A 13319-nucleotide genomic window follows, 5' to 3' on the forward strand; every position below is an offset into this window, starting at 1 on the left:
GATTTTCTCTACGAGGAAAATCGAAGGTAGAAAACGAAATGGGTGTTACGTTAATGGAAAATTAACATACACAAATAGAGAAAGGTGAATTTGAGTACCCTCAGGATTCACCTTTCTCATGATTTGAAGCTAGTTATGTCCCTGCCTCTTTTTTCTATTATAGATTACGACCATTCGTCTCAATCACTTCTTTATACCAATAATAGCTTTTCTTTTTGATACGGCGAAGGTCATGTTCTCCTTCTTCGTGTTGATTGACATACACAAAACCATACCGTTTTTGGAAACCATTCAACCAGCTGAGAAGATCTGTAAACGACCAGGTACAATAGCCCATCATATCCACACCATCCGTGATCGCTTCTTGAACCGCTTTTAAATGTAGTTGGAGATAATTTATGCGATAGTCATCATTGATTACATCGCCTTCTTCGAGCTTATCGTATTCGCCCAGACCGTTTTCACTAATTAAAATCGGTAGTTTGTAGCGGTTTGTGATTCGACGAAGGCCAATTCGAAGACCCGTCGGATCAATATTCCAGTCCCAATTTGTTCGTTCAAGATGTTCATTCTTGACCGTTTTAAAGAGACCTGGGACTCCTGTATCCTGAGATGTCCCTTTTTTACCTGATGTATTCACTTTCCCTTCGGAAACTCCATCTAGTGGATTCATTTCAAAGGTTGTCGTTTGGTAATAATTTACCCCCATAAAATCTGGTTTGCCTTCTTTTAGCAACTCGAAATCACCGTTTTCGATCATTGGAGCCAAACCTTTTTCCGCTAAGTAATTCCAAGCAGCCTTAGGGTATGTTCCCCACGCATAAATATCCATCCACCAATGAGCATTTAGCTCTTCTGCATTTTCCGCAGAAAGAATATCTTCCGGCTTTGAAGATGCAGCATAGGATGGGGAGTACGCAAAACTAGGTCCGATTTTCCCGTCTGGTACATACTTACGAAACTCTTTAATCGCACTTGCATTTGCTAGATTGGCATGATGATTCACTTGATAAAAGAGCTTTTCATTCTTCACACCTGGAGGATGTAAGGCCATTCGATATCCTAAACCAGTGAAGATATTTTGCTCATTCAGACTTACCCAGTACTTGACTCGATCACCAAAATGTTTGTATAAAGTTACTGCGTAATCCGTAAAGTCCTGGACGATTTCTCGAGATTCCCAGCCTCCATATTGATCTTGAAGGGCTTGTGGTAAATCCCAATGATAAATGGTTAAAATAGGCTCAATTTTGTTTTTAATTAGTTCATCGATTAAATCGCTATAAAACTGTAGGCCTTTTTCATTTACAGTCCCTTTCCCTTTAGGGTAAATTCGTGCCCAAGCAACAGAAAAACGGTAAGCTTTCATTCCCATTTCGGCCATCAATTGGACATCTTCTTTGTAGCGATGGTAATGATCAACCGCTACATCACCTGTTGTACCTTTGAAGGTTTTACCAGGAATTCGAACGAACTGATCCCAGTTAGAAGGACCCTTTCCATCTTCATCCCAAGCTCCTTCTACTTGATAAGCAGCAGAAGCTGAACCCCATAAAAAATCTTTCGGAAATGATTTTAAATTTTCATGTAACATCTCTTACCCTCCTATGTATATATTCTCCTTAAAGAAATGAACCATACAACTGGGTAAGCTGATGGTTCAACTCCTTCAACGGCTAGACATTTTTGTAGCCCTTTGTAAAAAATGATACAGAGCACCAATTAAGTTTGAATCATTTCCAAATTGGCATGGCTCCACCTGAATGGTGAGACATTGTTCATTTGGTTTCATGACTTTTAACTTTTCGTTAATTTGGTCAATGAATCCTTCGCGTTTACTAATTGCCCCACCGAGCAAAATTTTCTCCGGATCAATGATATACTGCAAATTATAAATTCCTACAGCTAGACGCTTAGTAAACTTTTCGATTTCATCCTGCACTTCCATGTCACCATCATCTGCCATTTTAAAGACCGTAACTCCATCGAGAGTATGTGGGTCCATATCTTTACGCTTTGCGACTTGCGTTACTAAGCCCCAGGTGGCAGCAAGTGCACTCCATGACTCACCTATAGGCTGTGCCAAATAATCTTCGAGAATCATATAACCAAATTCCCCACCGAAGAGATTTCTGCCATGACGAATTTTTTTATCCAGAACCAGTGCTCCACCGATTCCAGTACCAATGATAACACAGATATAATCACTGTTTCCTTTTGCCGCACCTATCCAACCTTCAGCCAGCCCGGCACAATTCGCATCATTTTCTAGCTCTACAGGGAGATCGGTTCGCTCTTGGATCAATTCCTTTATATTTGGCCCATGAATATAGGAAATAGCCGTGATCCCTTTAATAAATCCAGATTCGACGTTGACAGCCCCCGGCATACTTAAAGCGACGCCGCTTACCTTATGACTTTTTTGGAAACCTTTGACCACGGAATCTATCGTATCAATAAAGGAATCTAGCCCATCTCTAGGAGTGAGGACAGATGATTTCTCTAAAAAATTTCCTGTCTCATCCATTAGAGAATATTTAATCGCGGAACCTCCGACATCAAAAACTGCAAAATAACTCACCAGAAACCCTCCTATCATCCCATACCATTCTTGGTGTAAAAAAATATACTTTAAAAACTTAAATCAATATGAATTACCAGAAGGTTTTATTCGTTCCACACGATTCCCTCAAGATCAGTTCAGAATCAGTAAACACAGGCTTAAGTTTCGATTTTCCCTCAATTAAATCATTTAACATATAAGCTGATAATTTACCGATTTTCTCTTTATCCTGCTTGACCGTAGTCAGTTTTGGGGCACTATATCGGCAAGCTGCGATGTCATCACATCCGACAATTCGAATATCACTCGGTGTATGAAGTCCCGCTTCTTCAATAGCCCTTAACGCACCTAATGCCATTAAGTCAGATGCAGCAAATATAGCTTCTGGATAATCCTTCAATTCAAGCATTTTCTTCATCGCGATATAGCCGCTTTCTTCTTGAAAATCCCCATATTGAATCCATTCGTCATTGATGTCAAGACCAAACTGATTCATCGCATCCGTGAACCCTTTTAGCCGTAGATTTGAAATAACAGATTCACGCATCCCACCGATATAGCCAATTTTTCTAAGGGAGTTCAAATAAAAATGCTCGACTACTTTTCTTGATAAATTCACATTATCTGTCATGACATAGCTTGCTCTCGGCCCAGTTAATTCGATATCAATCCCAATACAAGGAAAACCGCTTTCGGCAAGCTCAAAAGTAGCCTTTTCTACTTCTTCACCAGCAATAATTAAACAACCGTCTAAATTAAAATGTCTACATCTCGCTAAATAACTCCCTTGAAAATGTTCATTGGAAAACATTAGAATATCGTAGCCTAGTAAGCCAATATTTTTTTTAAAGGTCGAAATAACTTCATTAAAATAAGGGTGGGTCATATCGACATTAATTTTACCTGCATAAATGAGTCCAATAAGACTTGATTTCTTAGTCGCGAGTGAGCGAGCAGAAAAATTAGGCGCATAACCCATTTCATTTATGACTGTCATGACTTTATTCTTTGTTTTGTCACTTATTCCACCGTAATTATTAATGACTTTCGATACGGTTGAACGTGATACTCCTGCCATCTTGGCAATGTCATCGATCGTTAAGTTCATTATGTTATCCCTTCTATTCCCATCTAAATTCTCTCTTAATGTTAGATTACAAGTAGTTGGAAAATGAAACAATAGCAGGGTAGGAAAAATTTATTATTTTACAGACCCTTCCGTAATACTTGAGATAAATAAACGGTTAAATAATAGGAAGATAACTAGTAATGGAACAGTCGCCCAGAACACCCCAGATAAAATCATTCCAAAATCAATATTATTGGTGTTGCTTAATTGCGCCAATGCTACTTGAATGGTATACATTTCAGGATCTCTTAAAATCGTAAACTGCCATAAGAATTCTCCCCAAACTGCCGTAAAGACAATGATCCCTAATGTAGCAAATGCCGGCAGGATAATCGGCAAGACAATGCTCCAGTAGATTCTGAAGTTCGAACACCCATCTAATTTTGCCGCTTCAATTAATTCATCTGGAACCCCTTCTGAAATATATTGACGCATTAGAAAAATTCCTAATGGATTTAAAAAGAATAAAATCATGACCCCAGGCAATGTATCAAGAAGCCCAGCTTTCGAAACTAAAAAATATTGAGGGATTAACCCTAACTGCGGCGGGATAATCATCGTTACTAAAATCGCGATAAAGAGAATGTTTTTGCCAGGAAATTTAAACTTCGCAAAAGCAAAACCTGCTAATGAACTGATGAACAAAACCACAATCGTTACGACTGCACAAAGGATAAAAGAGTTCCACATTCCTCCAAAGAAATCAATTTGACTCATCACTTTTTTAAAGTTTTCAATCATCATATTCCCCGGTGTGAGAGTTGGCGGAATCGAGTTATAGGCAGCACTCGGCCTTGTTGCCATGACAAACATCCAGTAGAAAGGAAAGAGTGAAACGATAGAAGCGATGAATAAGAATACGTAAACAAATATTCTGCCGATGGAGAATTTTTTTCGTTTTAGATTTTGTTGTTTACTCATCTTTCCTCACCTCTCTTTTTCCTTCCAAAACCTTGTGTTAACTTTAAATTGAAAACAGCAAATACCGTAATGATAACTAATAAAATAATCGCGGTTGCTGATGCTGTCCCAAATGATTGCAATCTAAATGCATCTCGATACAAGTACATCACAATCGTCATCGCTTCATCTCTTGTAAAAGCATCTCTACCTAAGAATACAGTTGGCTCAGAGAATAATTGCATCGCTCCAACCGTTGAAGTGAATACCGTTAAAAGGATAAATGGTTTCAACATCGGGATTGTAATATAAAAAAGCTGCTGAAATTTATTTGCCCCATCAACTGTCGCCGCCTCATATAAATCATTCGGAATGCTTTGAATTCCAGCTAGATAAATGATCGTGTTATATCCTACCCAACGCCAGAAAACCATGATCGAAATCGCAATTTTTGTCCCCCATTCTGAGGCTTTCCATGCGATTGGATCAAGTCCAAAGAAGTTGGTCAAGACGTAGTTCGCCAAAGAAGATTCGTGATTACTAAACAGCACACTAAAAATAAGAGCTACGGCAACCATGGAGGTTAAATAAGGCATAAATACAGTTACGCGAAAGAAACTTTTAAACTTAAGAAAAGCCATATTTAATAAATAGGCGAGGATAAGACCAACCACCAACTGAGGAGCAGTGCCCATGATCCCCATAATGATCGTATTGTAAACCGACTTCCAAAACAGCGGATCAGTTAATACGACCTGAAAATTAGCCAATCCATTAAATGTCATCGGGCTTAATCCGTTCCATTTTTGAAAGGCCAAATAAATACTAAAAAGCGCAGGATATAAGCCAATAAGTGTAAAAATTATGAAGAAAGGAGCTATATATAAATACCCGGAAATCATGTCCTTTTTTTCCTCAGACTTGTATTTTTTCTTTTTAATGATAGTCTCCTTCTTACTGATAGAGTCCATTTTCACGCCTCTTTTCTATTCGCTGTTTTCGTAATGAATGTTATTTTTTCGTAAATGTCCAAAAAACTGACATTTACACCTCATATGTGGTTGCGAAAGGCATATTCACAATACGAAGATGGTCGGCCTACTATTACAAGCTTTTTTATCAAAAGACTTGCACCTGTAAACCGACCGCTATTCATTTTAGTAGATTATCGGTTTAATAAATCTTCCGCACGTTTCACTGCTGCTTCCCATTCTTTTTCTGAGTCTGCCCCTTCATTTTGGACATTCTTTAGCGCATTCAAGATTTCATTATGAATCGGGAAGTACTTTTCACCTTTATATGGAATACCTGCAATGTCTTGAGCAGCTTCGGCGAACACAGGCGCTGTTGCTTGACCACCGAAGAATTCATCTGCATTTGACTTAAATTCGTCCATATCATATACCGATTGTGCAGATGGGAATAATCCATGGCTTTGGAATGATTTTAATTGATTTTCTGGTGAAACAAGCCATTCAATAAAATCATAAGCTTCCTGAGCATGCTTTGTTTCATTTGGTATAGCAATGTAAGAACCACCCCAGTTAGCAGCAAAGTCAGTTGGCAATGTCGCTACATTCCACTTTCCTACAGCATCAGGAGCATTTCCTTCCATCCACCCTTTTAACCAACCTGCACCAAGTTCAGCGGCGAACTCACCTTGGTTAACTGCGTTTGCCCATTCTGGACTCCACATTTCAAACTTACCAACGATTCCAAGATCATTTAAGCGAACCGCATAGTCATAGGCTCTTTTCACTTCACTGTCTGCTCCTAAATTCAATTCATTATCAGGAGTCAAATAAGCTGTTTCTGCAGCATCTAAGTAAGCTCTGAACGCCATTTCAATACTATCAACAAAAGGCATTCCTGTTTTTTCTTTTACTTGTAAACCAGCTTTTTCAAACTCTTCTGGTGAATTAATTAAAGCCGCTACCTCTGCCGGGTCGATTGGAAGTCCAGCTTGCTCAAATAAGTCTGTGCGATAGTACAACGCTTTAGGTCCAATATCTGTTGGAAGACCGAATAGGAAATCACCATCCGCGTTTGCTCCACTTACCCATTTCCAATCTAAATACTGAGATTTTACATCGTTTGCGCCAAGATCATATAAATTCTCGAATCGATCTTGAGCTACTTTGAAACGGTCAAATTGGTCGATTTCCAGCATGGCAATATCCGGTGCACCGCTACCAGCAGATAACGAAGTGAATAACGCATCATGATGATCGGCTGTTTCAGACGATTTTACTTTAATTTTGATATTAGGATTTTCGTTCTCGTATTCTTTCGCTAATTCTTCATACCCAGTCGCACCAAAAGTCCAAAAATCTAACGTAATTTCTTCCTTACTATCGTTAGAATCACCTGATGTATCTTCACTATTTCCACTACAAGCCGCTAAAGATAGCGCAAGCAATGATGATATTCCGAACGCAGCCCATTTTTTCATGCTTTTCAAATTCATGACCCCCTAAATAATTTGATATTTTGATAGTTTTTACACCATAAAGATCAATTTAAAGAATGAACACCCCCAAGAAAGTTATTCTCTTTTTTTCGGAAACCGGTTTCTAAAATACCTAAAATAAAAAAGTAATCGCTTACATTTTCATAATAATGGCATTTTATTTAAAAATCAACCACTAAATTTATGAATTTATTAAAATTTTTATAAAAATCTCTTAGTTTTTAATGATTTAATTACTATATTCCTTTAAAAATAATGATTACACGTGGATATAACCCTCTTATTCTATCATTTACGAAACCGGTTTCTATTTATTTTTGCAAATAGAACACCAAATAAAAGAACACTCCCTATGTTTTTAAGAAGTGTTCGATCTTCATCATTTGAATCGGCTATAAATCTACTTCATCTTCACCTGTAACAATACAGATTCACCACGTGTTACCGAGATTCCCTCGATCTTGGTTAAAGAATCTACGACATCATAGTTTGTAATCACAACGGGAGAAATCGTGCTCTCTGCTTTTTCCTTAACTAAATCCAAATCAAACGTCACAAGTTTATCTCCTGCTTTGACTTTATCTCCTTGTGTTACATGACCTTTGAAACCTTCTCCATTCATGGCTACTGTCTCCATGCCAATATGAATCAAGATTTCTAAACCAGATTGAGTGCGAAGACCAACAGCATGATTCGTAGGGAAAATTTGTACAATCTCCCCGTCTACTGGAGAAACGACTACACCTTCAGTTGGCTCAACGGCAATCCCATCACCCATCATTTTCTGACTGAATACGGGGTCTGCAACGTCTTCAATTTTAACTATTTTTCCTGTAATCGGTGCCATAAGGTCTATCCAAGTTTCTTTTTTTCCAAATAGTTTTTTCAGCATTCCGCTCTCTCCTTTATAAAAATGGCGAAAAAGCACTACGCATTTTTCGCCATTTCTTCTATCTCGTATTATTTTAATTCTGGCCAGTATTCTTTGTTTGCTTCAATTAAATCATCAAGAAGGTCTTTCGCTACTTTTGCACTTGGTACAGTTTTAGAAAGTGTTAGTGCTTGCCATAGCTTTTGGTAGCTACCTTCAATATAAGCTTGAACAACTAATTTTTCGACTGTTACTTGCTGGTACATTAATGCACGTTGGAATTCAGGAATCTTGCCTTGGTTTAGCGGTTCTGGACCGTCACTTCCAACAATACATGGAACCTCTACCATGGCATCATCGTCAAAGTTAGCAATCGCTCCATTGTTTTCTACAATCAAGAGCATTCTTTCATGGGTGTTAAAAGCAATCGCGCGAGCTAAGTCGACGACAAAGGTTGCGTGTGCGCCCATTTCAAACTCAGAGCCTTCCGCTGTACCTCTCTCTACAATCGATTTTGCTGTTGAAAAGACTGTCTTTTCACGGCCATCAATTACTTCATTGGCTCTTGAATAATTCGGATTCGAATGTTCAACCACATAATCAGGATATAAATAATACTTTAAATACGTATTTGGCAAGAATCTTGGATCAACGGCTAGTAAATCTTTTGCCTTTTTATGAGTTTCTTGCCAGCTTGCATCCATATGTTGCGTATCTACTTCTTTTTGTGTTAAATAGCCATTCTCTGCTACATAGTCGAGAATTTCTGAAAGATACTCATGTCCTTCTTTATCTTTAACACTCGTCCACCAACCAAAGTGATTTAACCCGAAATAACGCACTTCTAAATCCTTCGGCTCTTTGCCAATAATATGAGACATTCTACGCAGTGTTCCAACAGGCATATCACAAATATTCAACACCTTTGAATTTGGACGAAGCACACGGCACGCTTCCGCTACAATCGCTGCAGGATTTGAATAGTTTAACATCCAGCAGTCTGGTGAATATTTTTCCATCAGGTCGATCATTTCGATCATGTCACCGATACTTCTCATTCCATAAGCAATTCCGCCTGGTCCGCATGTTTCTTGACCAACTACACCGTATTTTAAAGGAATCTTTTCATCCTTTTCACGCATTTCATATTTCCCAGTACGGATATGGGCGAAACAGAAGTCAACATCTGTGAACGCTTCTTCTGGATTTGTTGTAAAAGCAAACTCAATATGTGGCGCTTTTTCTTTTAAAACGATATCAAGCGCTTCACCTAAAACAGCCTGTCTTTGTTCGTCATTATCATATAACTTTAATTTACGAAGTGGAAAACGATCCAAGTTATCTAGTAACATCATTACGATTCCTGGTGTATACGTACTTCCTCCGCCTGCGATTACTACTGAGAATTTTTTCATGTTCTCCATTCCCTTCAATTAATGTTTTTTGTATGTTCTATTCGTTTGCAGAGAATCCTAAATAACTATCAACTGCTTTTCGAATACTATTTACTTGCAATCCATAAACTACTTGAACATTTTTATCTCTTATAATGACTCCGCTCGCACCTGTTTGTTGTTTCAATACATCCTCATTGACAGCTTCAGGATTATCCAGTGTTAATCGAAGTCTTGTGTAGCAGTTTGTTACAGAATTAATATTATCAGCACCGCCTAATGCACCGACGATAACACCCGCAATTCCTTCTTCACCTTGAGGAGTTGCAAATCCAGCAGTTCCCTGACTCTTTTTCTCGTTATAATCTTTTTTCGAATATAATTTTGTTTCTGCGCCTTCATCTTCTCTACCAACTGTCTTAAAGTTGAATTTCGTAATTAAGAAGCGGAACACTAAATAATAGATAGCGAAGAACATCAATCCAACTAAAATGTACATTGGCCAGTGTGTCTTTTCAATTCCGAGTGGTAGATTGAATAATAAGAAGTCAATCATTCCGTTTGGACCAATCGCTCTGACATCTAATAGATTTAAGGTCACCATACTTAAACCACTTAAAGCAGCATGAACAACGAATAATAATGGAGCCACAAACATAAATGAGAACTCGATTGGTTCTGTTACACCTGCAATCATGGAAGTAACAGCAGCAGGAATCAAAATCGCTTTTACCTTACGCTTGTTCTCTGGCTTAGCACAATGGTACATCGCTAAACATGCTCCAATTAAACCGAACATTTTTGAGATACCGCGTGCATCCCAAATGACCGTGTCAGAAAGCACCTTAACAGTTGGGTCGGCAATTTCCGCGTAATAAATATTTCTTGCTCCTTCGTAAACTTGGCCACCAACATCAACGACACCACCCAATGATGTGTATAAAAATGGTGTGTAGATAAGATGATGAAGCCCAGTTGGAATGAGCAAACGTTCCAATGCTCCGTATAAGAAAATTCCGAAGCTTCCACTGTGATTAATCAGTGTTCCAAGGTTGTTAATTCCACTCTGGAAGAATGGCCAAATATACGTAAGTGCGATGGATAATAAAACAACGACTGGAATAAGGACAATAAAGACAAATCTTGATCCACCGTAAATTTGAAAAGCACCGTTAAATTCTTTATCAATAAACTTGTTATGAACCATGGCTGTGATTGTTCCGAGAATCAGTCCTAGAAACACACCCATGTCAAGAATTTGAACCCCTAAAACTAATGTTTGTCCAGTTCCCTGCAAGGATTCTCCCTCAAAAAGTATCCCGCTGAGTCCCATAAATTTATTCATAGCATTAACAAACACTAAATAACCTAATAAAGCAGTAAATCCAGCAAACGCTTTCTCTTTATTCGCCAAACCAATTGCGATACCAACACAGAAAATAAGTCCTAAATTTCCAAGAATCGATACGAGTGAACCGGTTAAAATCGTCCCGAACCCAGTTGTAATCGGATTATCTAAAAATGGGATTACTTCAAGTAATCTTGCGTTCGTAAGTAAATTCCCTAAGGCAATTAAAATACCAGCAATCGGTAGTATAAGAACTGGAATGAACATTGCTTTTGAAAAGCGCTGCATGCCATCCATGATTTTCGTTTTCATATTGCCTTCCCCTTCCTGTTCATTAATTCATTTTGCTAACATGTTTAGATTACAATGTAACCGTTTTACTGTATATAGATTAGGCAAGTTAAAAAACGTGTTTCACTCATAGAAACACGTTTCATGAATTGCTATTCTTTTTTCGAAAGAGATACTTCAACAAACTGTTTAAAAATAAACTCAAACATAAGTAGGAGACTCGGAAAAAAGCTATTCGGTAACATGTTTCGATCATCAAGCTTATTATGATCAATAATCTTAAAATTTAAATCAGACAGACTCGCGATTCGATTATCGGTTTCTTTCGTAAAAGACACCGTAAAAATACGATGTTCCTTCGCTGCTAGTAGTTTATCGATGACGACCTGCGTTTCACCTGATTTTGAGATCACAACGAAAGCACCGATATCCTCAAGATTATTTTCGAAAACACCGATAGAGTCCGTTCCACTAGCAAAAATGGTTTTTCTGCCTAAGACCAATAATTTCTTATAGAAGTACTCTGCTGCAATCGCAGAAAAGCCAGTTGCATAAATAAAGATGTATTTTTGCTCTAGCTTTAAAACCTTTTCGATAAACATCTCAATTTCGACCATTGTATTATACGTCAATAGTTCGTGCTGTCTGTTTCCTAAAAAGTCCTCAACGATATCATGTTTCGGAGTCTCCACTTTTTTCACAAGTGGCAGAAGTTGATAATACATATCAACAAATCCGCTATATCCTAATTTCTTTGAGAGGCGAATAACAGTCGCAGGCGAAGTAAAATTTTCCTTCGCAATCTTCCGTACACCCTTTTGCAACACATCATCAATATGATCCACAATATATTGGACGAGCTGAATATCCAGTTCCGTTAAATTCTTTCCTTGCACCAACTTGCTAATATCGATCATCTTTTATCACTCTCTATCCGCGGGAGCATTGCCCAATGTCTGTTTGTTTATTGTATCGAAATCGGTTGTGGGGTACAAGCTGAACCTAAGATCGAAAAAATGGATTACAATGAAAAAACCACTTCCCCTTTTTTAGCAGGACGTGAGAATTACATCATTCCGTCCAGAATATAATCCAAACCCTTTCACTTATTAATAATATAAATATTAACATCAAAAAAATTTAACTATATTTAAAATAAATTAATATTATTAATTTACAAATTAATAATATTGACTTATAATCTAATTAAATCAAATTATAGGAAGGAATTGGTTATGGCTTATCCAGTTATTACAAATTGCCCGGTATGCAGTCATAAGTTGAAGGTTACGAAGCTCCACTGCAAACATTGTAAAACAACGATTGAAAATGAGTTTGAATTGTCGAAACTTGCGTCTTTGTCCAAGGATCAGCTGGAGTTTGTTGAAGTATTTTTAGTATGCAGAGGAAACATCAAAGAAGTGGAAAAAGAACTTGGAATTTCCTATCCAACGGTTCGCGGCAAGCTAACAGATATTATCACATCATTAGGCTACGAACCAAAAAAGAAAAATGAAGTGGATGAGAAAAAGATTGTTGTCATGCTAGAAAATGGAGAGATCACCCCAGAAGAAGCCATTAAGCTTTTAAAAGATGAATAGGAGGAGATTTACATGCGGGAAGAAATCGCAAAGGTTTTAGCCATGGTACAAGAAGGTAAGATCGATGCAGAAAAAGGCTCAGAGTTAATTGAGATCTTGAAGGAAAAAGAAGGAAACAGCAACATACTTACAAAAAAACAGGATTTTTCGCAGAATGATGGGCCGCGTTCATCAAAATATTTGGATAAAATGCTAAAGATTCGTGTTATCTCATCGGAAAATGATAATGTTACCGTCAATTTGCCGCTTAAACTGGTCAAAGTTGTTCTCATGGCCGGACACAGCATTGCCTCAAGCATACCCGAGTCAGCGAAATATATGCAGGACGTCGATATCAACATGATTATTGAAGCGATTGAAAATGAACTGGATGGGCAAATTGTTGACATTAAGTCGGCAAATGGCGATACCGTTTCAGTCATCATCGAGTAGAGTTCGCCGATGCTTCATGTTAGAGTAAAATCAAAAGATGTAAGTTTCTCAGTTCCTGTTCCATATATGATGTTGAACATAGGCATTTCCATTCTTTGTTCAAAAATACTGCAGCGGCACGTGAACGAACGGTCAAAGGAATATATAGAAATAAAGAAAATCCCTTTTGTCATCCCTCCGCTCGATAAATCGATTCTAAAATGTGTCGTTGATGAACTGAAAAATCATAAAGGGCTTGAGTTGGTAAATATTAAAGCGAAAGATGGGACTGAAGTTAAGATCAGGCTTTAAATCTAATTGAGAAAACCGATCGATGGATC

At 37.9% G+C, this 13319-nt stretch carries 13 protein-coding genes; 3 read left to right on the forward strand and 10 right to left on the reverse strand.

From position 1 onward, the window contains the following. Positions 1 to 157 precede the first annotated feature (157 nt). The 10 genes from AA0X71_RS21975 to AA0X71_RS22020 form a co-directional block, all read right to left on the reverse strand. On the reverse strand, positions 158 to 1594 hold the full coding sequence (locus AA0X71_RS21975; protein WP_413357415.1) for a glycoside hydrolase family 1 protein: 1437 nt from the start codon (positions 1592 to 1594) through the stop codon (positions 158 to 160). Between the two features lie 75 nt (positions 1595 to 1669). Further along, on the reverse strand, positions 1670 to 2581 hold the full coding sequence (locus AA0X71_RS21980; RefSeq protein WP_413357417.1) for an ROK family protein: 912 nt from the start codon (positions 2579 to 2581) through the stop codon (positions 1670 to 1672). A 73-nt stretch (positions 2582 to 2654) separates the two neighbouring features. After that, positions 2655 to 3671: a LacI family DNA-binding transcriptional regulator gene (locus tag AA0X71_RS21985; protein WP_413357419.1), complete on the reverse strand. Its 1017-nt coding sequence runs from the start codon at positions 3669 to 3671 to the stop codon at positions 2655 to 2657. A 93-nt stretch (positions 3672 to 3764) separates the two neighbouring features. Then, positions 3765 to 4613 carry a carbohydrate ABC transporter permease gene (locus AA0X71_RS21990; RefSeq protein ID WP_413357420.1) on the reverse strand — a complete coding sequence of 283 codons (849 nt, stop codon included), beginning with the start codon at positions 4611 to 4613 and terminating at the stop codon, positions 3765 to 3767. Beyond that, positions 4610 to 5563, reverse strand: a complete 954-nt coding sequence (locus AA0X71_RS21995) for a carbohydrate ABC transporter permease (protein WP_413357422.1) — start codon at positions 5561 to 5563, stop codon at positions 4610 to 4612. The genes AA0X71_RS21990 and AA0X71_RS21995 overlap by 4 nt, the downstream gene beginning before the upstream one ends. Before the next feature lie 194 nt (positions 5564 to 5757). Next, the gene (locus tag AA0X71_RS22000) at positions 5758 to 7044 is read right to left on the reverse strand and encodes an ABC transporter substrate-binding protein (protein WP_413362720.1); all 1287 of its coding nucleotides are present in this window, start codon (positions 7042 to 7044) and stop codon (positions 5758 to 5760) included. 418 nt (positions 7045 to 7462) lie between these two features. Next, positions 7463 to 7954, reverse strand: a complete 492-nt coding sequence (locus AA0X71_RS22005; protein ID WP_413357423.1) for a PTS glucose transporter subunit IIA — start codon at positions 7952 to 7954, stop codon at positions 7463 to 7465. A 68-nt stretch (positions 7955 to 8022) separates the two neighbouring features. Continuing rightward, positions 8023 to 9348: a 6-phospho-alpha-glucosidase gene (locus AA0X71_RS22010; RefSeq protein WP_413357425.1), complete on the reverse strand. Its 1326-nt coding sequence runs from the start codon at positions 9346 to 9348 to the stop codon at positions 8023 to 8025. Between the two features lie 37 nt (positions 9349 to 9385). Further along, complete coding sequence (locus AA0X71_RS22015; RefSeq protein ID WP_413357427.1) at positions 9386 to 10987, reverse strand: PTS transporter subunit EIIC; 1602 nt, start codon at positions 10985 to 10987, stop codon at positions 9386 to 9388. A gap of 131 nt (positions 10988 to 11118) precedes the next feature. After that, positions 11119 to 11883, reverse strand: a complete 765-nt coding sequence (locus AA0X71_RS22020) for a MurR/RpiR family transcriptional regulator (protein WP_413357428.1) — start codon at positions 11881 to 11883, stop codon at positions 11119 to 11121. 318 nt (positions 11884 to 12201) lie between these two features. Between AA0X71_RS22020 and AA0X71_RS22025 the strand changes: the two genes are divergently transcribed. The 3 genes from AA0X71_RS22025 to AA0X71_RS22035 are packed head-to-tail and all read left to right on the forward strand — an operon-like array spanning position 12202 to position 13290. Continuing rightward, a complete protein-coding gene (locus tag AA0X71_RS22025) occupies positions 12202 to 12567 on the forward strand; it encodes a DUF2089 domain-containing protein (RefSeq protein ID WP_413357430.1) in 366 nt (121 codons plus the stop codon). A gap of 12 nt (positions 12568 to 12579) precedes the next feature. After that, entirely contained in the window at positions 12580 to 12999 is a 420-nt protein-coding gene (locus AA0X71_RS22030) for an SHOCT-like domain-containing protein (protein ID WP_413357431.1), read from the forward strand. Between the two features lie 9 nt (positions 13000 to 13008). Beyond that, positions 13009 to 13290: a hypothetical protein gene (locus AA0X71_RS22035; protein WP_413357433.1), complete on the forward strand. Its 282-nt coding sequence runs from the start codon at positions 13009 to 13011 to the stop codon at positions 13288 to 13290. Positions 13291 to 13319 lie beyond the last annotated feature (29 nt).

The sequence above is a fragment of the Robertmurraya phoenicis genome, assembly GCF_047302285.1.
GTDB lineage: Bacteria > Bacillota > Bacilli > Bacillales > Cytobacillaceae > Robertmurraya.

Excerpts from the sequence above, each read along its gene's own strand:
- AA0X71_RS21975 (WP_413357415.1), bottom strand. The coding sequence starts at position 1,594 with ATGTTACATGAAAATTTAAAATCATTTCCGAAAGATTTTTTATGGGGT.
- AA0X71_RS21985 (WP_413357419.1), bottom strand. The coding sequence starts at position 3,671 with ATGAACTTAACGATCGATGACATTGCCAAGATGGCAGGAGTATCACGT.
- AA0X71_RS21990 (WP_413357420.1), bottom strand. The coding sequence starts at position 4,613 with ATGAGTAAACAACAAAATCTAAAACGAAAAAAATTCTCCATCGGCAGA.
- AA0X71_RS21995 (WP_413357422.1), bottom strand. The coding sequence starts at position 5,563 with ATGGACTCTATCAGTAAGAAGGAGACTATCATTAAAAAGAAAAAATAC.
- AA0X71_RS22000 (WP_413362720.1), bottom strand. The coding sequence starts at position 7,044 with ATGAAAAAATGGGCTGCGTTCGGAATATCATCATTGCTTGCGCTATCT.
- AA0X71_RS22005 (WP_413357423.1), bottom strand. The coding sequence starts at position 7,954 with ATGCTGAAAAAACTATTTGGAAAAAAAGAAACTTGGATAGACCTTATG.
- AA0X71_RS22010 (WP_413357425.1), bottom strand. The coding sequence starts at position 9,348 with ATGAAAAAATTCTCAGTAGTAATCGCAGGCGGAGGAAGTACGTATACA.
- AA0X71_RS22015 (WP_413357427.1), bottom strand. The coding sequence starts at position 10,987 with ATGAAAACGAAAATCATGGATGGCATGCAGCGCTTTTCAAAAGCAATG.
- AA0X71_RS22020 (WP_413357428.1), bottom strand. The coding sequence starts at position 11,883 with ATGATCGATATTAGCAAGTTGGTGCAAGGAAAGAATTTAACGGAACTG.
- AA0X71_RS22025 (WP_413357430.1), top strand. The coding sequence starts at position 12,202 with ATGGCTTATCCAGTTATTACAAATTGCCCGGTATGCAGTCATAAGTTG.
- AA0X71_RS22030 (WP_413357431.1), top strand. The coding sequence starts at position 12,580 with ATGCGGGAAGAAATCGCAAAGGTTTTAGCCATGGTACAAGAAGGTAAG.
- AA0X71_RS22035 (WP_413357433.1), top strand. The coding sequence starts at position 13,009 with ATGCTTCATGTTAGAGTAAAATCAAAAGATGTAAGTTTCTCAGTTCCT.